This is a genomic window from Bradyrhizobium sp. SZCCHNR1093 (assembly GCF_032381175.1).
In the GTDB taxonomy this organism is placed as follows: Bacteria; Pseudomonadota; Alphaproteobacteria; order Rhizobiales; family Xanthobacteraceae; genus Bradyrhizobium.
The window spans coordinates 447,788-469,136 of record NZ_JAUHJJ010000001.1 but is presented as its reverse complement, the minus strand read 5'-3'; the positions used below and the strand labels follow the sequence as shown (position 1 = coordinate 469,136).

The window sequence follows — 21,349 nt, the reverse complement described above, 5'->3', positions numbered from 1 at the left end:
GAGCGTTCATGCCGAAGCAGAACATTCCGGTGTGTGGCGACCGTCGCCAGCGACGTAGTTCCATTTTCCGGGATGTGACTCGCAGTCAATCTTTCCGCATCTGCGAAGTGCGACAATCGATCCGTTCTTTATTGCAGAATTGGCCCGGATTCTGCTTTGACAGTCGCTTCGAAGGCTGATCCAATTTTATGCAGTTCCCGATCGATGCAAGACGGGGACGCGTTTTTTGGCATTCAGCACCACCTTTGGAGTCGATTGATGAACGAGCGTGACCTCCGTAGCCAGATCGCTGATGTCAAAGCAGGACGCCTGTCACGGCGCGAATTTGTGCAGCGGATGATTGCCGTGGGGCTGACCGCGCCGATGGCCGGCGCGATGCTCGCCCATTCCGGCGTCGCCGTGGCCGCCCAAGCCATCGCCTACAAGCCGACCAAGGCCGGTGGCGGCGGTCCGCTCAAGCTGCTGCTCTGGCAGGCGCCGACGCTGCTCAATCCGCATTTCGCCATCGGCACCAAGGACCAGGAGGCCAGCCGCCTGTTCTACGAACCGCTGGCCGGATGGGACAAGGGCGGCAATCTGGTGCCGATTCTCGCCGCGGAGATTCCGAGCAAGGAGAATGGCGGTCTTGCGGCCGACGGTTTGTCGGTGACCTGGAAGCTGAAGAAGGGCGTCAAATGGCACGACGGCAAGCCGTTCACCGCCGACGACGTCATCTTCAATTGGGAATACGCCAACAACCCCGAGACCTCGGCGGTCTCGATCGGCAGCTACAAGAACGTCAAGTCGATCGAGAAGATCGACGATCTGACCGTGAAGCTGATCTTTCCGCAGCCGACGCCGTTCTGGGCCGATGCCTTCGTCGCCTCGTTCGGCTGCATCATCCCCAAGCATCACTTTGCGGATTATATCGGCGCGAAGTCGCGCGAGGCGCCGGCGAACCTGAAGCCGGTCGGTACCGGTCCCTACATGTTCGTGGACTTCAAGCCGGGCGACACCGTCGCCGGCAAGCGCTTCCCGGACTATCACGTGCCGACGCAGCCCTATTTCGACACGGTCGAGATCAAGGGCGGCGGCGATGCCGTCTCCGCTGCGCGCGCGGTGCTGCAGACCGGTGAATACGATTACGCCTACAATCTGCAGGTCGAGGACGAGATCCTGACCAAGCTCGAGGCGGGCGGCCAGGGCAAGACCGAGCTGACGCTGACCGGCCACATCGAATATATCGGCCTCAACGTCACCGATCCCAATGTCGAGGTCGACGGCGAGCGCGCCAGCCTGAAGACCAAGCACCCGCTGTTCTCCGATCCCGAGGTGCGCAAGGCGATCAATCTGCTGATCGACCGTGCGTCGGTGCAGAAGTTCATCTATGGACGCGCCGGCGTCGCGACGCCGAACTTCCTCAACAATCCCGAACGCTTCCGTTCGAAGAACAACAGCTTCGAGTTCTCGATCGAAAAGGCCAGCCAGATCCTCGATGCGGCCGGCTGGAAGAAGGGCGCCTCCGGCATCCGCGAGAAGGACGGCAAGCCGCTCAAATTCGTATTCCAGACCTCGATCAACGGCCCGCGCCAGAAGAACCAGGCGATCATCAAGCAGGCGTTCCAGAAGGCCGGCATCGAGGTCGAGCTGAAGTCGGTGGTCGCGTCGGTGTTCTTCTCCTCGGACGTCGCGAACCCCGACACCTACTCGCATTTCTACTGCGACATGCAGATGTATCAGACCACGATGCCGCAGGCGGATCCGCAGTTCTTCATGAACCAGTTCGTGTCCACCGAGGCCGCGACCAAGGAGAACAAGTGGCAGGGCCGCAACATCTGCCGCTGGCAGAACAAGGAGTATGACGAGACCTACAAGCTGGCCCAGAGCGAGCTCGATCCGGTCAAGCGCGCCGCGCTGTTCATTAAGCTCAACGATCTCGTCGTGCGCGACAACTACGTCCTGCCGGAGATCAACCGGCTCAATGCGATCGGCGTGAAGAACGGCATGGTGCTGTACAAGAGCGGCTGGGACAACGATCTGGCGTTCATCGCCACCTGGTATCGGGCGAGCTGACGCGCGGCCAGCATGACCAGCCAGACATCGTAGGGGTGAAGCGATGGGAAACTATCTTCTCAGGCGCCTCATCGTCGCTGTGCCGAGCCTGCTCGGCATCAGTCTCATTCTGTTCGTGCTGCTCGCGCTGGCACCGGGCGATCCATTCGGCGAGCTCGCGAGCAACCCGAACGTGCCGCCCGAGGTGCGCGAGGCGCTGCGCATCAAGTTCGGGATGAACGATCCCGTGCTGTTGCGCTATGTCCACTGGCTGGTCGCCATGTTCCAGGGCGACTGGGGCTTCTCCTTCGCCAGTCGCGTCAACGTCGACACGCTGATCCTGCAGCGGATACCGACCACGCTCTACGTGGTCGGCACCGCGCAGATCCTGGCGCTGGCGGTGGCGCTGCCGGTGGGCGTGCTCGCGGCGCGGCGGCCCTATTCGATCTTCGACCAGATCGCCAACACCTTCGCCTTCATCGGCTTCTCGCTGCCGACCTTCTTCACCGGCCTGTTGCTGATCCTGATCTTCAGCGTCAATCTCGGCTGGCTGCCGTTCGTCTATCGCGCCGACCTCAGCGCTACCGGATGGCAATGGTGGTGGGAGAGCATCAAGCAGGCGATCATGCCGGTCACGGTGCTCGGCCTCTACCAGGCGGCATCCTATACGCGCTATGTCCGCTCCGCCGTGCTCGACGTCATCAAGCTCGACTACGTCACGACCGCGCGTTCCAAGGGTCTCGACGAGCGCAAGGTGATCGTCAAGCACGTCGTGCGCAATGCGCTGATCCCGGTGGTGACGTTGGTGGCGCTGCAGATGCCGACGGTGTTCGGCGGCGCCATCGTCACCGAGCAGATCTTCCGCATTCCCGGCATCGGCTCGCTCCTGATCAGCGCGATCCTCGCCAACGATACGCCGGTCATCATGGCGGTGACCTTCGTGTTCGCCTGCCTCGTCGTCCTCTTCAACCTCATCGCAGACATTCTGTATGGCTGGCTTGACCCACGCATCTCCTTCCGTTGAGACGGCGCCGGTCGCCGCATCGCCCAAACGGCGTTTCTCGCCGGGCCGCGACGCGCTCCGCCGCTTCCTCCGTCACCGCCTCGCGGCCGCCAGCATCGTCGTGCTGCTGCTGCTCGCGCTCTCGATCCTGCTCGGCCCGTGGCTGTGGCGGATTCCGATCAACGAGATCGACTTCACGGCACGCCTCGCGCCGCCGTCCTGGGAGCATCCGTTCGGCACGGACGATCTCGGCCAGGATCTGCTGGCGCGCATGATCTATGGCGGCCGCATCTCGCTTGCGGTCGGCTTTGCCGCGATGGGCGTGGCGCTGTTCGTCGGCATTCTCGTCGGTGCGATCGCCGGCTCGGCCAAGGGACCGGTGGATGCCGCGCTGATGTGGCTGACCGATCTGTTCCTGTCGCTGCCGCAGCTGCCGCTGCTGCTCCTGATCATCTATTTGTTCCGCGATTTCCTGAAGGGCTGGCTCGGCCCGGAAGGCGGCGTCTTCGTGCTCATCGTGCTCGTGATCGGCGGCTTTCGCTGGATGCATGTGGCGCGTCTGGTCCGCGCGCAGTTCCTGTCGCTGCGCGAGAAGGAGTTTGTCGAGGCGGCGCGCGCGCTCGGCGCCTCCAACGCCCGTCTCGTCGTCCGCCACATCCTGCCGAACGCGCTGGGGCCGGTGATCGTCGCCGGCACCATCGACGTCGCGGCGGCGATCATCGCGGAGTCGACGCTGTCGTTCCTCGGTCTCGGCTTCCCGCCGGACATTCCGACCTGGGGCCGGCTGCTGTTCGACGCCAAGGACTATCTCGACATCGCGCCGCATTGGGCGCTGTTCGCCGGCGGCGCGATCTTCCTTACCGTGATCGCGATCAACTTCATCGGCGACGGCCTGCGTGATGCGCTCGATCCGCGGAAGGTGATGTGATGGATGCCCGCGTAGCTCCGCTCCTCGAGATCAAGGGGCTGAAGACCTATTTCAACAGCGACGAGGGCGAGGTCCAGGCCGTCGACGGCGTCGACATCTCGATCGGCAGCGGCGAGACCCTGTGCGTGGTCGGCGAGTCCGGCTCCGGCAAGACCGTGACGGCCATGTCGGTGCTGAAGCTGATCGCGATGCCGCCCGGTCGCATCGCCGGCGGCCAGATCCTGTGGCGGGGCCGTGACCTGATACCGCTCGGCTCGTCCGAGATGAACAAGATCCGCGCCAGCGAGATCGCGATCGTGTTCCAGGAGCCGATGACCTCGCTCAACCCGGTCTACACCGTCGGCGACCAGATCGCCGAGGTGATCCGGCTGCATCAGGGCTTGTCGAAGAAGGCGGCGATGGATCGGGCGGCCGAGATGCTGGCGCTGGTGCAGATCCCCAATCCGAAAGCCCGCGTGAACGACTATCCGCATCATTTCTCTGGCGGCATGCGCCAGCGCGTGATGATTGCGATGGCGCTGTCGTGCAATCCCAAGCTCCTGATCGCCGACGAGCCGACGACCGCCCTCGACGTCACGATCCAGGCGCAGATCCTCGATCTGCTGCTCGATATGAAGGAGCGGCTCGGCATGTCGATCATGCTGATCACCCACGCGATGGGCGTGGTGGCCGAGGTCGCCCAGCGGGTCGTGGTGATGTATGCCGGCCGGGTAGCGGAGGAGGCGCCGGTCGATCGCCTGTTCGCCAATCCGCGCCATCCCTATACCCAGGGCCTGATCCGCTCGATCCCGCGTATCGATCTCGCGGCGGTCAGGAAGAGCCGGCTGGAGAGCATCCCCGGCAGCGTGCCGAAGCTGGTCAATCCGCCGGAGGGCTGCCGCTTCGCTTCCCGCTGCCGCTTCGCCATTCCCGATTGCAAGCGCGCGCAGCCGGAGCTGCGCGAGATCGAGCCCGGCCACAAGGTGGCGTGCATCCGCGCCGAAGAGACATTGCTGTGATGACCGAAGCTGCGATTGCCACGCCCGCCGCCCCCGCGCCGCTGCTCAGCGTGCGCAACCTGACCAAGGCGTTTCCGATCCGCGGTGGACTATTGAAGCGCCAGATCGGCAGCGTGCGCGCGGTCGACGGCGTCAACTTCCACATCGAGCCGAGCGAGACCTTCGGCCTCGTCGGCGAGTCCGGCTGCGGCAAGTCGACCACCGGGCGCTGCGTGCTCAGGCTGATCGAGCCGAGCTCGGGCGAGCTGAGCTTCGAGGGCAGGGACGTCATCGCGCTGTCCGGCGACAGGCTGCGCGCGTTGCGCCGCGACATCCAGATCATCTTCCAGGATCCCTACGCCTCGCTCAATCCGCGCATGACCATCGGCGCCATCATCGGCGAGGCGCTGACGATCCATGGGCTGGCGACCTCACGCCAGCAATATGAGGCGCGCATCGTTCATCTCCTGGAGACCGTCGGCCTGCAGGCCGACCACATGACGCGCTATCCGCATGAGTTCTCCGGCGGCCAGCGCCAGCGCATCGGCATTGCGCGGGCCATCGCGGTCGAGCCCAAGCTGATCATCTGCGACGAGCCGGTATCGGCGCTCGACGTGTCGATCCAGGCCCAGGTCATCAACCTGCTCGAGGATCTGCAGCAGAAGTTCGGCATCGCCTATCTGTTCGTCGCCCACGACCTCTCGGTCGTCGAGCACATCAGTCGCCGCGTCGCGGTGATGTATCTTGGCCGCATTGTCGAGACCGCGCCGTCACGCCAGCTCTATTCGACGCCGAAGCATCCCTACACCGAGGCGCTGCTGTCGGCGGTGCCGATCCCGGATCCGAGCGTCAAGCGCAAGCGCGTGCGGCTCAAGGGCGAGGTGCCGAGCCCGATCAATCCACCATCGGGCTGTCACTTTCACACCCGCTGCCCGATCGCCAAGGACGTCTGCAGCAAGGAAGTGCCGCCATTGAAGGCAAGCGCCGAGGGGCATCTCGTCGCCTGCCATTTCCGTTGAGGCAGGGGGCGGCGCGTTACGCCGCCTGACGGTTCGAGACCAGCGCCGTCAGCCGCACCGATTGCTCTGGGTTCAGTGCGAACTGGACCAACACGGTGCGGTCGCCGACGCGGGTCAGGGTCCCCGGCAGATCGGACACCATGCCGGTGATGGCAAGCGTCACCGACGTGTTGATCGTCAGACGAACCGGAACGGCTTCGAGCAGGGCGCCGCCGAGCGAGAGGTTGCGCACGGTGACAGGGATCGCTTCGCCATTCACCTGCAGCGTGCCCTGGCGGTTGATGTTGAGCCGCGTCGACAGCCGGCGATCGACGTCGGCAGTCGAGGTCCGGATCACCCGCACCAGTTCGGTGCGCAGTCGCTGCACCTTGTCGGCGACAACAGTCGAGCCGTCGCGGATGTCGGTCGAGCGCCGGCCGGCCTCGCTGGCCTCGCGAGAGACCTCAACTGAGCCATGGGGCGGTCCGGACATGTGAGGAATCTAGATGCGAGCCATTTTAAGGATTCGCAGTTGATGCCCGGTTAAGTGCGGATGGCAACTAGTTGCCGTACGCGCGGGGGCGTTTCCGTAGTTGTACGGACGCCATTTTGTGAGTGTTGAGTAGTTGCGTAGTTCTGGGTCAGGACATGTCAGGCCTGATCAGCTCGGTCGCGGTTTCATCCTTCAGTCGTGCGACCAGATCAGCGCGGCGGGTGAGCACCGCGCGCTGGTTGACATAGCCCTTGTCAGTGATCTCGCCGGCATCGAGCAAGGGCGGCTCCGCCATCAATAGCGCACGGGTCGCATAGCGCGACGAGCCGACCGCCTCAGTGCGAAGCTTGGCCAATCCTCGCGCGATGGCAGTGCGCACCGATGGATGCGCCAGAACGTCGCTGGCCGGGGCCGTCTCGGTCAGCCCAGCGGCGCCGCGGCACGCTGCGATGTTGGGCACGATGAGAAAGTGCACCTCGTCGGTGCCGTGGCCTGCGATCACGATATCCTGCGCCAACGGCGCCAACGCCGCGATGCCGGCAATGCGCAGCGCGCCGACGTTCACCCATGTCCCGGAGCTGAGCTTGAAATCCTCGGTGATGCGGCCGTCGAAGAACAGGCCGCGCTCCGGATGCTCGGGATCTGCGAGCTTCACGGCGTCGCCGATCTTGTAGAAGCCCTCCTCGTCGAAAGCCGCGGCCGTGAGCTCGGGCGCCTTCCAATAGCCCGGCATCACGTTCGGCCCGCGCACGCGGACCTCGAGCTTCTCGCCGGTCGGCACCAGCTTGAGTTCGGTGCCGGGGATCGGCACGCCGATGTTGCCGGCGCGCTCGGCGAAGAAGTGGCAGTCGGTCGCGAGCGGCGATGTCTCGGTGGCGCCCCACGCCGACACCAGCGGTGCAGGACGGCCGATCGTGGCCCGGCTCATCTCGTTGAGCGCATCCCACAGATTTTGCGGCAGGGCCGCGGCCGCATAGAGGATGCACCTGACGCCAGAGAAAAATCTGCGGCGCAGATCGTCATCGGCCCTGAGTGCCGCGACCAGCATGTCGAAGCCGCGCGGCACGTTGAAATAGATCGTCGGCACCAGGCTGCGTAGATTGGCGAGCGAGGTCTCGAACAGGCCGGGCGCCGGCTTGCCGCCGTCGATGTAGATCGACCCGCCGTGGCTCAGCACCAGGTTGAAATTGTGGTTGGCGCCGAAGGTGTGACTCCATGGCAGCCAGTCGACGATGACGGGGCCGCCCTCGACCTCGCGCAGGAAGGTCCACAACTGCGCCTTGGCCTGCTGGCTCATGGTCAGCATCCGGTGCGTGTTGATCACCGCTTTCGGCTGCCCGGTCGAGCCGGAGGTGAACAGCAGCTTGGCCACCGTGTCCGGCGTGACCGCGGCGAAGGCGCGGTCGACCTCGGCGCCGGGCTTCGTCGCGAGCAGGGTCTGCAGCGGCACCGCGCTCGTTCCATCGCCGTCGCCGGCAATGATCGTTGCCCGATGCAGGCCGTCGACGGCCGCGAGCGCGCGCGCGAACGGCTCGCGCTGCGCGACGAAGATGGCGCCCGGATCGAGCAGACGGATCATCGCGCGCAGCTTCTCGTGATCCGTCGACATCAGCGAATAGGCCGGCGAGATCGCGCAGACGGGGATGCCGACATGCTGCGCTGCGAGCGCCAGCACGGCATGGGCGATGCTGTTGTCGGACAGGATCGCGAGCGGACGCTCCGGACCAAGGCCCTGCGCGAGCATCCAGGCCGCGGCGGCGCGGACCTGCATCAATGTTTCGCCGTAGGTCAGCCAGGTCCAGTTGTCGCCACGGCGTTCGGCCAGGAACGTGCGATCCGGGAAATGGTGGCCCCAATGCTCCAGCCATTCGCCGGTGCATCGCGCGGCCGGCTGCAACGGCATGCGCGAGCGCAGGATGATCGCGCCGTCGTCACGCCTGACGGCCTCGATCGACGGCTCGGCGAACATCGCAGGCCCGGATGGGCGGCGTTCTGCATCAACCATGGCGCGTCTCCGCGCTGCGGGCCGTGATTGCGGACGATGCAATGCGGGAGGGAGTGGGGAAGGAGAATGCTGCGCAACAGGCGCTGCGATCGGGTGCAATGTGCCGCCGCATTGCGGTCGCAATGCAGGCAGCCGTCGCCATGAATGACGGCATGCGTCTCCCTCCCATGTTGTAGTCGTTGATCGCGAGACTAACAGAATGGTTGTATTTTGCAATTATTGTGGATGTGACCAATTGCGGCGGCTTGCCCTTGCGACGGCATCGGTCTAGGCAGGGATGCTTCATGTCAGCGAGCCAGCATGCCCAAGAGCGCGAGCGCCGGAGCGCAGCGAGACTCAGCCAGCCGGGTTTCCGGGATCGGTCTCGGTGAGCTCGAGAGCCATCTCGGCTATTTCGTCCGCCGCCTGCAGCACTGGATCTTCCGCGACGTCAACGCCGCGCTCGCGGCCGTCGACCTCGACGTCATCCTCTATTCGATCCTGGAGACGATCGCGGCCAATCCCGGCGCCACGCAGATCGCGATCGCGGGCGCGCTGGGCATCGAGCGCGCGCGCATGGTCGCGCTGCTCGACGACCTGCAGCAGGCCGGGCTGATCGTGCGCGAACGCTCCGAGCACGACCGCAGGGCCCATGCGCTCGGCCTGACGCCGCGTGGCCGCATGATTCTCAAGAAGGCCAATGCACTGGTCGCCGCGCACGAGAAGCGGGTGGCACGCCGGCTCGGGGGCGACAATTATCGCCGCGCGCTCACGGCGCTGTCGCAGTTCGAGACGGACTAGGCTCGTCGCGAACGGGCCATGTCGCGAGCCTTCTGCCCCGCAAGCACGCATTGGTCATCACTCACACGGCACCCTTTACGCGGTACCGCGGTAACTCTACCTCAAACGAAGCAAAATGAAAGATGCATCCTGAGGCTGCTGCCATGCTGGATGCATTGCAGCTCTCAGCTCGCCGCTTCCAGCCGCTCTTCCGTGAGAAGCCGCATCGCGGCGTCGGCGTCCATCGGCTCGCCGAAGGCGTAGCCCTGGGCGTATTCGCAGCCGAGCTGATAGAGCTCGACGGCATCGGAGTCGGTCTCCGCGCCTTCCGCCACCACGTCCATGCCGAGATCGTGCGCCAGCGCGATGATCGATTTGAGGATCACCGGCCGCGTGCCGCGCGCGGTGGTGCGCACGAACGACTGGTCGATCTTCAAGGTGTCGAACGGGAAGCGCTGCAGATAGGCGAGCGAGGAATGGCCGGTGCCGAAATCGTCGATCGACAGGCCGACGCCGAGCTCGCGGATGCGCGTCAGCATCTGCGCGGCGTGCTCCGGGTTCTCCATCACCAGCGATTCCGTCAGCTCGATCTTGAGCGAGCCGCGCGCGACCGAGGAGCGGGCCAGCACCGAGCGGATGTCGTGGATCAGGTCGTGGCGCAGGAGCTGGCGCGAGGAGACGTTGACGCTGGCGAAGATCGGCTCGCGCAGCCGCGTCGCGCGCTGCCACACCGAGAGCTGGCGCGCGGTCTGGTCGAGTACGAAGGTGCCGAGATCGACGATCAGGCCGATCTCCTCGGCGATGGTGATGAACTCGATCGGTGACATCCGCCCGAGCTTCGGATGATCCCAGCGCGCCAAGGCCTCGAAGCCGGCGATCGAGCGATCCTCCAGCCGCACGATCGGCTGGTACAGGATCGTGATCTCCTGGCGCTCGATCGAGCGGCGCAGCTCGCTCTCCAAGGTCAGGCGGTCGTTCTTGCGCGCCCGCATCGCCGGCTTGTAGACGTCGATGCGGTCGCCGCCGATGCGCTTGGAGTGATACATCGCAAGCTCCGCATCCTTGATGATGTCCTCCGACAGCTGCGTCTGCGGGTCGGACAGAGCAAGGCCGATCGAGGCGGTCAGGAAGATCTCGCGCTCGTTGAAGGCGATCGGCGCGCGGATGGTCTTGCGGATGGTCTCGGCGAAGGCGGTGATGCGGGCGGGGTCCTGCTCGGACAGCAGGATCAGGCCGAACTGATCGCCTGCGAGCCGGGCCAACGTATCCTGGGGCTTGAGGATGCGCGACAGCCGCCGCGCCAGGGTCAGCAGGATGGAATCGCCGACCGCGATGCCGACAGAGTCGTTGACCTGCTTGAAGCGGTCGAGATCGATCACCATCAGGGTCGGCCGCATCGCCGGCATCGACTTGGCGAAATTGGCGACGGCGGCGAGACGGTCGATGAACAGCTTGCGGTTGGGCAGGCCGGTCAGATTGTCGTGCACGGAATCGTGGAGCAGGCGCTCCTCGGCATTCTTGAACTCGGTCACGTCGGTGAGCGTGCCGACCACGCGCGAGACCTCGCCGTCCGAGCCGACCACGGGGCGCGCCTTCAGCGCGAACCACATGAAATGGCCGTCGGGCGTGCGCAGCCGGAAGTCCTGCACCAGGCGGCCGCGGCGTTGGTCGAGGACACTGTCGAGCGCGGCGCGGAAGCGGTCCTGATCGAGCGGATGCAGCACCTCGAGCCATTTCGCGGCCGGGCCTTCCAGCGTGCCGCGCTTCAGGCCGAGCAGGCTCTCGGTCTCCGGGCTGGTGAACACCTTGTCGGCGGAGACGTCCCAGTCCCAGATCAGGTCGCCGGAGCCGGCCAGGGCCAGCGCGCGGCGCTCGACGTCGGAGACGATGCCGGTGGTGGCGCCGCCGCCGGCGAAGGCGTGCTGCATCACGGTGAAGCCGATCAGCATCACGATCAGCACGAGGCCGCCGAGCAGGGCCGGGCCGACGATGTCGTTGGTGACCTGACCTGCGACCGTCATGCCGGCGGCGGCGACCCACACCGTGAGCAGGAACCAGGTCGGGATCAGCAGCACCGCGCGGTCGAAGCCGTGGCTGGAGAGATAGACGATCAGCGCGAAGCCGAGCACGGCGATCAAGAGCAGCGACATCCGCGCAATGCCCGAGGCCACCGCCGGGTCGAACAGCGCTACGGCGACCAGCGAGCCCAGGAAAAATAGCCAGCCCAGCGTGATGTGCGAATAGCGGACGTGCCAGCGCGACAGATTGAGATAGGCGAACAGGAACACCAGCAGGGTCGCCGCCAGGATCGCCTCGCCAGCGGCGCGCCAGACGCGCTCGGCATTGTTCGACATGTCCAGGACCTTGCCCCAGAAGCCGAAGTCGACGCCGATATAGACCAGCACCGCCCAGGCCAGCGCCGCGGCCGCCGGGAACATGATGCTGCCCTTGACCACGAACAGGATCGTGAGCACGAGCGCGAGAAGCCCGGAGATGCCGATCACGATGCCCTGGTACAGCGTGAACGAGTTGACCTTGTCCTTGTAGGCCTCGGGCTCCCACAGATAGAGCTGCGGCAGCTTGTCCGTGCGCAGCTCGGCCACGAAGGTGACGACCGAGCCGGGATCGAGGGTGACGCGGAAGACGTCGGCGGTCGGGCTCTCCTGCCGCTCCGGCAGGTCGCCGACCGAGGGCGTGATGGTGGCGATGCGCGACAGGCCGAGATCGGGCCACAGCACGCCGGAGCCGACCACGCGGTAGTGCGGTGCCACGATCAGGCGATCGAGCTGGTCGTCGGTGTTGTTGGCCAGTGCGAACACGATCCAGTTCTGGCCGCCCTCGCGCGCCCGCACCTCGATGCGGCGGACGATGCCGTCGGTGCCGGGCGCGGTCGAGACCTGGATGCGGTCGTTCTCGCTGCGCTGATGATCGAGGATGCCCGTGAGGTCGATCGCAGGCGCGTCGCTGCGAACGCTGACGGCGTCAACGGCCTGAGCGGGGGCAGCGGCACCACACATCACGAGGCCCAGCGCCGCCAACGACGCGAGGCACCTGATCAGACGCAATGTCAAATCTCCGCGTTCGACACCAATTCAAAGCGAAACAAGCCAAATCGAAAGAGGTCGTCGCCGGGCTAATTGGAGCCGTTCCAGGCACGGTTCAGATGTGCGCGATCATTGGCACGAAAGCGAGGAAAATCAAAGAGTTTCCAAACACGCTCTGTTTAGACTGCACCTAGATTTCCAACACAATTTTGCCAATATGTTGGCTCGTCTCCATGCGTGCGTGCGCTTTCGCTGCGTCGACGAGGGGAAAGGTCGAGTCCATCAGCGGCTTGATGCGGCCCTCGCGCAGGAACGGCATCACCTTGGCCTCGATCGCCGCCACCATCGCCGCCTTGTCGGCGTTGCTGCGCGGGCGCAGCGTGGATCCGGTATGGGTCAGGCGCTTGACCATCAGCTTGACGAAATTGACGGTCGCCTTCGGGCTACCCAGGAAGGCGATCTGGACGATGCGGCCATCGGTCGCCGCGGCGTCGTAGTTGCGCTCGATATAGTCGCCGCCGACCATGTCGAGGATGACGTTGGCGCCCTTGCCGCCGGTCGCCTCCTTGACCACGGCGACGAAATCCTCGGTCTTGTAGTTGACGGCTCTGATGGCGCCGAGCTTGACGCAGGCGTCGGCCTTGTCCTGCGAGCCGACGGTGACCAGCACCTTGGCGCCGAACGCCTTGCCGAGCTGAATCGCCATGGTGCCGATGCCGGAAGAGCCGCCATGGACCAGCAGGGTCTCGCCCTGCTTGAGGCCGCCGCGCTCGAACACGTTGTGCCAGACCGTCATCAGGGTCTCGGGCAGAGCGCCGGCTTCCAGAATTGAGAGCGCGGAGGGGACCGCCATCGCCTGCGCATCTTGTGCGATGCAATATTGCGCGTAGCCGCCGCCGGCGACCAGGGACATCACGGTGTCGCCGAGCTTGTGCCGGACGGCGCCCTCGCCGAGGGCCACGACCTCCCCGGCCACTTCCAGCCCCGGCAGGTCGCTGGCGCCGGGCGGCGGCGGATAGCTCCCGGAGCGCTGGGCGACGTCGGGACGGTTAACGCCGGCGGCCTTCACCTTGATCAGGATCTCGCCGGGGCCGGGCTTGGGCACGGGCCGGGTTTCCGGCTTGAGCACCTCGGGTCCGCCCGGCTGGCTGATGGCGACCACGGTCATTTGCGCGGGCAGCTGTTCCATGAGAAATCCTTCGGCGAGGGCTGAAAGCGGGTGCTGCCGCGTGCTTAAGCCAGCCGGGGCATGGCTGGCAACCGGGAGGAGGGTGAGATGGCGAACGAGGACGACGATCGGCCGCGCAAGGCCGTTTCGCACGAGATCGGGCAGGATCTGTCGATGCTGTCGGTCGAGGAGCTGACCAGCCGGGTGGCGCTGCTCCGCGCCGAGATCGAGCGCATCGAGCAGGCGGTGGCGAAAAAGCGCGCCTCGCGTGATGCCGCCGCCAGCATCTTCAAGTCGTGAACCTCGCGGCCGTAGAAACACGGTCGGCCAGTGGCCGACATGGCTAACGAAGATTGAAAAATTTTCGCCATTTACGGTTGATTAAGCTTTCGCGTTTACAACCGAAACCGTCCTCGTTTGGACACCGAGTGGCTCCTGTCCACTCTGTTTGACGCCTCCCTGTTATCAACTTCAAAGCCGCCGGAAACGGCGGCTCTTTTTTTGCGCCCGCGCCGAGCCGGGCGAACCGGGCGGTCGTCCTTGGCGCGCTCCCCCATGCGCAGGCGGCGATCGTGGAACGAACGTCGTGTCTGCTCATTGCGCCCGTGCCGGTCTTCGGTCGCCAGCAGGTCGCGCGCGAAAATCCTGTGCGCCGCGGCAGGCGTGACGACCCTCGTTCGACGACTGCAAACTATTGCCGTGATCATGGTTGCTAGTTGAGCTGATCGTGCGACTCGGCCGCGATCGGCCGTGTTGCAGTCGCAAATGGTACGAGGGCACGGCATGGCCCACGCCGTGGAAACCATAAAAGGCGTTGCTGCTGGACTCTCGAAACCGGCCGCGCAATGATTTGTTCATCATACCGGCGTCGTTGCCGGGTTGCGTAAACAGTCGCGTTTAAGAGGCGTTAACCATGTCGGACCGTTTGCTGGGCGATGGCGCTCTGGTTCAGTTCAACGAGCGGCTCACCAATTCTGCTGCATTCGGCGCGCTGTTCCGGGAAGGCATGGATCTGGTCGAGGAGACCGCCGCCTATCTCGATGGCGACGGCCGCAACGAGGCCAAGGCGCTCGACCGCGCCGTCAGCCTGACCTACGCGACCGAGAGCATGCGTCTCACCACCCGCCTGATGCAACTGGCGTCCTGGCTGCTCCTGCACCGCGCGGTGAAGGAGGGCGAGATGACCCTGAGCCAGGCCAACCGCGAGAAGACCAAGGTCAAGCTGACCGCTGCAGATCCCGGGCCGGATGATCTGCTGGAGAAGCTGCCGCAGCAGCTGCAGAGCCTGATCTCGCGCTCGATGAGCCTGCAGGTGCGGGTCCGCCGGCTCGACTCGACCATTCATTCCCCGCCGCCGGACCAGAGCGCGATCGGCAATCCGCTGGTGCCGCATCTCAACCGGCTGAAGGCCGCGTTCGAGCAGTAGGCCCCGGCATCGGGCGGCCCCGCCGGGCCGCTCCCCCAGCCGAAGGTCTCGTTGCGACCAGCCCAGAAACAAAAACGCCCCCGTCTCCGGGGGCGTTTTGCTGTGAGCAGTCCATCAGGCGCAGGCCAGGAAGGCCGGTACCGGGGCAAGAAGGCATCAATCCTTCTTGAGGAAGCCCTGGAACTTCTTCTGGAAGCGGGAGACGCGGCCGCCGCGATCCATCAGCTGCTGGGTGCCGCCGGTCCACGCCGGGTGCGACTTGGGGTCGATGTCGAGGTTGAGCTTGTCGCCCTCTTTGCCCCAGGTCGAGCGGGTCTGGTACTCGGTGCCATCGGTCATCACGACCGTAATCGTATGATAATTCGGGTGAATGTCGGCTTTCATGGCTGATCCTACGGCACGATGCGAAGACATGATGCGGCGCGGCCGCGCCTGATCCTGTCGTCACTGAAGGGGGACAATTGCCGGGCTCTATAGCCCAAGGTTCTGCCCAAAACAAGCCAAGGTCGCGGATGAACACCTTGGTACGTTTCCGGATTTGCCAAGCCCGGCCCGGCAGGCCTATCAGGACGGCAGATCGGTATTTGGAAGAATTCTCAGGTGGCCCATGAGCGTAGTGGAACGGCTTGACGAGCGGCAGGGCGCTGCCCCAGGGCAGGATCCGGTCGGAGATGCCGTTGCGGCCGTCGAGGCATTGGCCGAGCCGGCAAGCCCTGTGCGGCGCTCGAAGCTGCGCCCGCTGCTGGCGCTGTCTCCCTATGTCCTGCGCTATCGCGGCCGCGCCCTCCTGGCGCTGATCGCGCTCACGGTCGCGGCGCTGACCACGCTGCTGGTGCCGATCGCGGTCCGCCGCATGATCGATTTCGGCTTCACGCCGAAAGGCATCGAACTGATCAACAGCTATTTCAGCGTCATGATCGCCGTCGTGGCGGTGCTCGCGCTGGCAAGCGCGGCCCGCTACTACCTCGTCATGACGATCGGCGAGCGCATCGTCGCCGATCTCCGGCGCGACGTGTTCGCGCATCTGATGTCGCTGTCGCCGTCGTTCTTCGATTCCGCGCGCTCCGGCGAGTTGGTGTCGCGGCTCACCGCCGACACCACCCAGATCAAATCGGCGGCGGGCGCCTCCGTGTCCATCGCGCTGCGCAATCTGCTGCTGTTCATCGGCGCCACCGCAATGATGGTGATCACGAGCCCTAAGCTGTCCGGCTTCGTGCTGCTGGCGATCCCGCTGATCGTGCTGCCGCTGGTGGCGTTCGGGCGCTGGGTCCGGCGGCTGTCACGCAACGCCCAGGACACGCTCGCCGACGCCTCGGCCTATGCGTCCGAGCTGATCGGTTCGATCAGGACGGTGCAGGCCTATACCAGCGAGAGGCTCGCGGCGGCGCGTTTCGGCGGCGAGGTCGAGCAGGCCTATGAGGCGGCGCGGGTCTCGACCCAGGCGCGCGGCGTGCTCACCGCGATCATCATCTTCATCGTGTTCTCCAGCGTCGTCGCGATCCTCTGGGTCGGCTCGCACGACGTGCTGACCGGTGCCATCAGCGCCGGCCGGCTCGGTCAGTTCGTGCTCTACGCGGCCTTCGCGGCCGCCGGGCTCGGCCAGCTCTCGGAGGTCTGGGGCGAAGTGTCGGCGGCGTCCGGCGCGGCCGAGCGGCTGTTCGAGCTGTTGCACGTGCAGCCGGAAATCACGGCGCCCGCGCAGCCGCGCCCGATGCCGGAGCCGGCGCGTGGCGACCTCGGCTTCGAGCGGGTCAGCTTCGCCTATCCGGGTCGCCCAGACGTCCGCGTTCTCGAGGACGTGTCGTTCTCCATTCGCGCCGGTGAGAAGGTCGCAATCGTCGGCCCCTCCGGCGCCGGCAAGAGCACGCTGTTCCATCTGCTTCTGCGCTTCTACGATCCCGCGTCCGGCTCGATCTCATTCGACGGTGTGCCGGTGCGCGCGGCCGACCCGCGCAAGATGCGCGAGCGCATCGCGCTGGTGCCGCAGGAATCCGTGGTGTTCGCCGCCAGTGCGCGTGAGAACATCCGCTTCGGCCGGCCCGAGGCGACCGACGCCGAGGTCGAGCGCGCCGCCGATCTCGCTCATGCCAGCGAATTCATCCGCCGCTTGCCGAACGGCTTCGACACCTCGCTCGGCGAGCGCGGCGTCACGCTCTCGGGCGGCCAGCGCCAGCGCATCGCCATCGCGCGCGCCATCCTGCGCGATGCGCCGCTGCTGCTGCTCGACGAGGCGACCTCGGCGCTCGACGCCGAGAGCGAGACGCTGGTACAGACTGCGCTCGAGGGGCTGATGAAGGACCGCACCACCCTGGTGATCGCGCATCGCCTCGCCACGGTGCTGTCCTGCGACCGCATCCTGGTCATGGACCGCGGCCGCATCGTCGAGCAGGGCACCCACACGTCGCTGGTTGCGGCCAACGGTCTCTATGCGCGGCTGGCCCGGCTGCAGTTCGAGGGCGTGTAGTTCCTGCAACACCGTGGACGGCCGGGAACACCCTCGAATTCTCGTTCCCGACCCTGCAACCTTTCTCCCGCCTTGTACGTTCCCTGCCGGAACAGATGGCGCGCCGCTCGTAGCAGGCGTGCCTGGTCCTAACAGGAGCAACGGACATGCCTTATCGTCGTGGCAGTTTTGCCCTCACGCCGCCCTCCTTTGTGATCTTCGCAATCGCGCTGGTGCTCGCCCTCGTCGCGATGCTCGCGCACTACATGCACGCTTCGGTGCCGCTGCTGTCGGCCGCGCACGCCTTCGATGCGCTGGCGATTGCGTTCGTGGTGTTGACGATCGGCGTGCTGTTTCGCGGCGTGTAGTTGCTGATCGCTGCACCCTCGGTGTCGCCCCTGCGAACGCAGGGGCCCATAACCACAGACCGATGTTTGGCGCCCGAATGCCAGGGACACCCACTCGTCGCAAAACCTCTGCCGCGGCGTATGGATCCCGGATCTGCCCTCGCTGCGCTCGGTTGTCCGGGACGACAGCGGTGGATATGGCCCGCGATCCGGGGTGGCAGTGCCTAAGGCGTCCACGCCATCCGCAGCACCGGACGCCCTGAGGTCGGATTGACGTCCTCGCCGGCCTCCAGGAAGCCGTTGCGCTTGTAGAAGCTGATCGCGCGGGCGTTGTCCTTGTTCACCAGCAGCGTGATGCCGCCCGGAGAGCGCCGCTTGGCGGCGTCGACCAGCTGCGTGGCGAGCGGCGAGCCCCAGTGCCGGGGCGAGAGCACGAGCTGATCGAGATAGCCTGACGCATCGATCGTGACAAAGCCGGCAAGCGCCCCCTCCGTCTCGGCGACGATCACGTCCGCCTTCGGCACCAGCTCATTTCGCCAGCGCTCACGCCACCATGGAACGCGCGCGGCAAAATCGATGGCGGGATAGGCGAGCTGCCACGTCTCCTCCCACAACGCGATCGCCGCGTCCTCGTCCTCGGCGCGATAGGGGCGCAGGGTGGAGGTCGACGTCACCGCTCCGTCAGCTTCAGCTCGATGCGCCGGTTGCGGCGGAAGGCATCCTCGGTATTCGCGGGGTCGAGCGGCTGGAATTCGGCGAAGCCGGCCGCGACCAGGCGCTGGGCAGGCACGCCGAGCGAGATCAGATACTGTACCACCGAGATGGCGCGCGCCGAGGACAATTCCCAGTTCGACTTGAACACCGGGCTGTTGATCGGACGAACGTCGGTGTGGCCATCGACCCGCAGCACCCAGGAGATCTCGGCGGGGATCTGCTTGTCGAGATCGACCAGCGCCGTTGCCACCGAGTTCAGCTCCTGCTGGCCCTCGGGCAGCAGGGTGGCTTGCCCCGTGTCGAAGAACACCTCGGACTGGAACACGAAGCGGTCGCCGACGACGCGAATGTCGGGACGGTTGCCGAGGATGGCGCGCAGCCGGCCGAAGAACTCCGAGCGGTAGCGGGTCAGCTCTTGCACCCGCTGTGCCAGCGCGACGTTGAGGCGCGAGCCGAGATCGGCGATGCGGCTCTGCGATTCCTTGTCGCGCTTCTCCGAGGCATCGAGCGCATCCTCGAGCGCGGCGAGCTGGCGGCGCAGTGCGCTGATCTGCTGGTTGAGCACCTCGATCTGGGCCAGCGCCCGCGCCGTGACCTGCTTCTCGGAGTCGAGTGCCCGGTTGAGCTCGTTGGCGCGGCCGGCGGCATTGCTGCCGGCATTGGCGAGCCCGTCATAGAGGCCCTTGACGCGGTCGCGCTCGGCTTCGGCGCTTGCGAGCCCGGCGCGCAGTTGCGCAACTTGGTCGTCCAGCGAGAGCTTGCCGAGCTTCTCCAGGGACAGCATCTCGTTGAGCTGCGCGATCTTGGCGTTGAGCTGCTCCAGCGCCTTGTCCTTGCCGGTGACCTCCTGCGACAGGAAGAACTGCACCACCAGGAACACGGTCAGCAGGAACACGATCGACAGCACCAGCGTCGACAGCGCGTCGACGAAGCCCGGCCAGTAGTTGAGGCCGGAATCTCCACGGCGGGTACGGGCAAGCGCCATTCAGCGTCTCCTAGTTCGTCTTCGGCAGGCCGGTGGAGCAGCTCAACTCTTCTCGGTCTGCCGCGCGAGCCGCTCCAGCAGCCGCTTGATCTCGCGGTTCTGCTCGCCCTGGCCGTCGGCCCATTCGCGGATCATCTGCTGCTCGGTGCGCATGTGCCCGACCAGCCCCTGGATCGCCTCGGCGAGGTTGGCCATCGCCGCGGTGGCGCCGCGGTTCGAGCCGTCCTCCATGGCGGTGCGCAGCCGCTCGATGGCGACCGAGAGATCGGCCCCGGTATCGCCCGTCCCGCCATATTCGCGCACGGTGCCCGCGAGCCAGTCTTCCAGGTCGGTATAGAAGCGGTTCTGCGCCTGGCTCGACTGCAGGTCGAGGAAGCCGAGGATCAGCGAGCCGGCGAGGCCGAACAGCGAGGACGAGAACGAGATGCCCATGCCGCCCAGCGGCGCGGCAAGGCCGCCCTTCAGCGTATCGAACAGCGCGCCGGCGTCGCCGCCGACCTTGAGGCCCTCGATCACCTTGCCGACCGAGCCGACCGTCTCGATCAGGCCCCAGAACGTGCCGAGCAGGCCGAGGAACACCAGCAGGCCGGTCATGTAGCGGGAGATGTCGCGGGCCTCGTCCAGGCGCGTAGCGATCGAGTCGAGCAGATGGCGCATGGTCTGCTGTGAGATCGACATCCGCCCCGAGCGCTCGCGGCCGAGGATGGCGGCCATCGGCGCCAGCAGGACCGGGTGACGAGGCACCGCCAGGCCGGGATCGGCGATGCGGAAATTGTTGACCCAGGACACTTCCGGATAGAGCCGGACCACCTGTCGGAACGACAGGATGACGCCGATCAGCAGCACCGCCCCGATCAGGGCGTTGAGGCCGGGATTGGCGAAGAACGCCATGATGATCTGCTTGTAGAGCACGACGCCGACCAGCGCGCACAGCACCAGGAAGACCAGCATCCGCACCAGGAAGATCCGGGGCGAGGACAATTTGGTCATTTCGACGTCCATCGCGGAGCGGGAAGGGGAGCCTTGAGGCATTGTCGATGACATCCGTTGCGGGGACCGGTCCCTGAAATCCACTATGGCACAGCAGCAGCGGGAAAAAAGCCGCGATCGGCGCAATCCCCGTCCCCTGCGCGGAACTATGGCTGAAACCGGCGGGCATCCGCGGCGTAGTTAGTCCCGTGGCTCATATCTAGCGGGAACGCCCTGGCTTTGTCATGACCGTCGTTGAATATCTGCAAGCGCTCCTGGCGATGGCCGCGGCGATGTCGGTGCTGATGGGGCTCGCCTGGGTCGTGCAGCAGCGCAGCGGCAACTCCGGCTGGGTCGACACGATCTGGACATTTTCCGTCGGGCTGGTCGGCGCCGCCGGCGCGATCTGGCCCGCCGGCGGCGCGGCCCCCAACGCACGGCAGTGGCTGGTCGCGGTGCTGGTGGCGGTCTGGTCGCTGCGGCTCGGCGGCCATGTCGCGGCACGCAGCCGCGGCATGTCCGACGACCCGCGCTATGCGGAGTTTGCCCGGCAATGGGGCGCGGCCGCACCGCGGCGCATGTTCCTGTTCCTGCAGCAGCAGGCCTGGGGCTCGATCCCGCTGGTGTTCGCGATGTTCGTCGCGGCCCATGCGCCGGCCGCCGAGCTGCGTCTGCAGGACTATCTCGGCATCTTCGTGCTGTTCGCAGGCATCGCCGGCGAGGGCGTCGCCGACGCTCAGCTCAAGGCGTTCCGCGCCGATCCCGCCAACAAGGGCAAGGTGTGCGACGTCGGCCTGTGGCGCTGGTCGCGCCATCCCAACTATTTCTTCGAATGGGTGTGCTGGCTGTCCTACCCGGTCATCGCGCTGTCATTCGATCATCCGTGGGGCTTCGCCAGCCTGCTCGCGCCGCTGTTCATGTACTGGATCCTGGTCCACGTCACCGGCATCCCGCCGCTGGAACAGCAGATGCTGCGCTCGCGCGGCGATCGCTACCGGGCCTACCAGGCGCGCACCAGCGCGTTCTTTCCCCTGCCGCCAAATCCTTTTACGAAGTAAC

General features: G+C 65.9%; 19 protein-coding genes. 11 read left to right on the top strand and 8 right to left on the bottom strand.

Annotated features, from left to right (window positions below; all coding sequences use genetic code 11):
* Window positions 1-258: 258 nt before the first annotated feature.
* Genes QX070_RS02290 through QX070_RS02270 form a run of 5 tightly spaced genes read left to right on the top strand, consistent with a single transcriptional unit; the run spans window position 259 to window position 5,958 of the window.
* Window positions 259-2,052 carry a peptide ABC transporter substrate-binding protein gene (locus QX070_RS02290; RefSeq protein ID WP_315734475.1) on the top strand — a complete coding sequence of 598 codons (1,794 nt, stop codon included), beginning with the start codon at window positions 259-261 and terminating at the stop codon, window positions 2,050-2,052.
* Window positions 2,053-2,095: 43 nt separating this feature from the next.
* The gene (locus QX070_RS02285; RefSeq protein WP_315734473.1) at window positions 2,096-3,055 is read left to right on the top strand and encodes an ABC transporter permease; all 960 of its coding nucleotides are present in this window, start codon (window positions 2,096-2,098) and stop codon (window positions 3,053-3,055) included.
* Window positions 3,021-3,962: an ABC transporter permease gene (locus QX070_RS02280; protein ID WP_315734470.1), complete on the top strand. Its 942-nt coding sequence runs from the start codon at window positions 3,021-3,023 to the stop codon at window positions 3,960-3,962. The genes QX070_RS02285 and QX070_RS02280 overlap by 35 nt, the downstream gene beginning before the upstream one ends.
* Window positions 3,962-4,960 carry an ABC transporter ATP-binding protein gene (locus tag QX070_RS02275; protein ID WP_315734467.1) on the top strand — a complete coding sequence of 333 codons (999 nt, stop codon included), beginning with the start codon at window positions 3,962-3,964 and terminating at the stop codon, window positions 4,958-4,960. The genes QX070_RS02280 and QX070_RS02275 overlap by 1 nt, the downstream gene beginning before the upstream one ends.
* Window positions 4,960-5,958 carry a dipeptide ABC transporter ATP-binding protein gene (locus QX070_RS02270; RefSeq protein ID WP_315734464.1) on the top strand — a complete coding sequence of 333 codons (999 nt, stop codon included), beginning with the start codon at window positions 4,960-4,962 and terminating at the stop codon, window positions 5,956-5,958. The genes QX070_RS02275 and QX070_RS02270 overlap by 1 nt, the downstream gene beginning before the upstream one ends.
* Before the next feature lie 16 nt (window positions 5,959-5,974).
* Here the strand turns inward: QX070_RS02270 and QX070_RS02265 are convergent, their stop codons facing one another.
* Together QX070_RS02265 and QX070_RS02260 are read right to left on the bottom strand one after the other, a co-directional pair.
* A complete protein-coding gene (locus tag QX070_RS02265; RefSeq protein ID WP_315734462.1) occupies window positions 5,975-6,430 on the bottom strand; it encodes a PilZ domain-containing protein in 456 nt (151 codons plus the stop codon).
* 148 nt (window positions 6,431-6,578) lie between these two features.
* Window positions 6,579-8,435 carry a feruloyl-CoA synthase gene (locus tag QX070_RS02260; RefSeq protein ID WP_315734460.1) on the bottom strand — a complete coding sequence of 619 codons (1,857 nt, stop codon included), beginning with the start codon at window positions 8,433-8,435 and terminating at the stop codon, window positions 6,579-6,581.
* 300 nt (window positions 8,436-8,735) lie between these two features.
* On the opposite strand from QX070_RS02260, the gene QX070_RS02255 reads away from it, so the two are divergent.
* On the top strand, window positions 8,736-9,215 hold the full coding sequence (locus tag QX070_RS02255; RefSeq protein ID WP_315734458.1) for a MarR family winged helix-turn-helix transcriptional regulator: 480 nt from the start codon (window positions 8,736-8,738) through the stop codon (window positions 9,213-9,215).
* Between the two features lie 164 nt (window positions 9,216-9,379).
* Here the strand turns inward: QX070_RS02255 and QX070_RS02250 are convergent, their stop codons facing one another.
* Window positions 9,380-12,259 carry an EAL domain-containing protein gene (locus tag QX070_RS02250; protein WP_315734456.1) on the bottom strand — a complete coding sequence of 960 codons (2,880 nt, stop codon included), beginning with the start codon at window positions 12,257-12,259 and terminating at the stop codon, window positions 9,380-9,382.
* Between the two features lie 169 nt (window positions 12,260-12,428).
* Window positions 12,429-13,427, bottom strand: coding sequence for an NAD(P)H-quinone oxidoreductase (locus QX070_RS02245; RefSeq protein ID WP_315734454.1), 999 nt, complete (start codon window positions 13,425-13,427; stop codon window positions 12,429-12,431).
* 87 nt (window positions 13,428-13,514) lie between these two features.
* Between QX070_RS02245 and QX070_RS02240 the strand changes: the two genes are divergently transcribed.
* Both QX070_RS02240 and QX070_RS02235 read left to right on the top strand, forming a co-directional pair.
* Window positions 13,515-13,706 (top strand): DUF1192 domain-containing protein, encoded by a 192-nt coding sequence (locus QX070_RS02240; protein ID WP_315713892.1) that lies wholly within the window; start codon window positions 13,515-13,517, stop codon window positions 13,704-13,706.
* Window positions 13,707-14,319: 613 nt separating this feature from the next.
* On the top strand, window positions 14,320-14,832 hold the full coding sequence (locus QX070_RS02235; RefSeq protein WP_315713893.1) for a DUF1465 family protein: 513 nt from the start codon (window positions 14,320-14,322) through the stop codon (window positions 14,830-14,832).
* 156 nt (window positions 14,833-14,988) lie between these two features.
* Here QX070_RS02235 and rpmE read toward each other — a convergent pair whose 3' ends face one another.
* Complete coding sequence (gene rpmE, locus QX070_RS02230) at window positions 14,989-15,216, bottom strand: 50S ribosomal protein L31 (RefSeq protein WP_015664357.1); 228 nt, start codon at window positions 15,214-15,216, stop codon at window positions 14,989-14,991.
* 223 nt (window positions 15,217-15,439) lie between these two features.
* Between rpmE and QX070_RS02225 the strand changes: the two genes are divergently transcribed.
* Both QX070_RS02225 and QX070_RS02220 read left to right on the top strand, forming a co-directional pair.
* Window positions 15,440-17,296, top strand: a complete 1,857-nt coding sequence (locus QX070_RS02225; protein ID WP_315734450.1) for an ABC transporter ATP-binding protein/permease — start codon at window positions 15,440-15,442, stop codon at window positions 17,294-17,296.
* Window positions 17,297-17,442: 146 nt separating this feature from the next.
* Window positions 17,443-17,643, top strand: a complete 201-nt coding sequence (locus tag QX070_RS02220) for a hypothetical protein (protein ID WP_006614616.1) — start codon at window positions 17,443-17,445, stop codon at window positions 17,641-17,643.
* Between the two features lie 203 nt (window positions 17,644-17,846).
* On the opposite strand, the gene QX070_RS02215 is transcribed toward QX070_RS02220, so the two are convergent.
* The 3 genes from QX070_RS02215 to QX070_RS02205 are packed head-to-tail and all read right to left on the bottom strand — an operon-like array spanning window position 17,847 to window position 20,353.
* Window positions 17,847-18,296, bottom strand: a complete 450-nt coding sequence (locus tag QX070_RS02215) for a GNAT family N-acetyltransferase (protein ID WP_315734447.1) — start codon at window positions 18,294-18,296, stop codon at window positions 17,847-17,849.
* On the bottom strand, window positions 18,293-19,321 hold the full coding sequence (locus tag QX070_RS02210) for a peptidoglycan -binding protein (protein WP_315734445.1): 1,029 nt from the start codon (window positions 19,319-19,321) through the stop codon (window positions 18,293-18,295). Before QX070_RS02210 ends, QX070_RS02215 begins: the two co-directional genes overlap by 4 nt.
* Window positions 19,322-19,363: 42 nt before the next feature.
* Window positions 19,364-20,353 (bottom strand): flagellar motor protein MotA, encoded by a 990-nt coding sequence (locus tag QX070_RS02205; protein ID WP_315734443.1) that lies wholly within the window; start codon window positions 20,351-20,353, stop codon window positions 19,364-19,366.
* 182 nt (window positions 20,354-20,535) lie between these two features.
* On the opposite strand from QX070_RS02205, the gene QX070_RS02200 reads away from it, so the two are divergent.
* Complete coding sequence (locus tag QX070_RS02200; protein WP_315734441.1) at window positions 20,536-21,348, top strand: DUF1295 domain-containing protein; 813 nt, start codon at window positions 20,536-20,538, stop codon at window positions 21,346-21,348.
* Window position 21,349 lies beyond the last annotated feature (1 nt).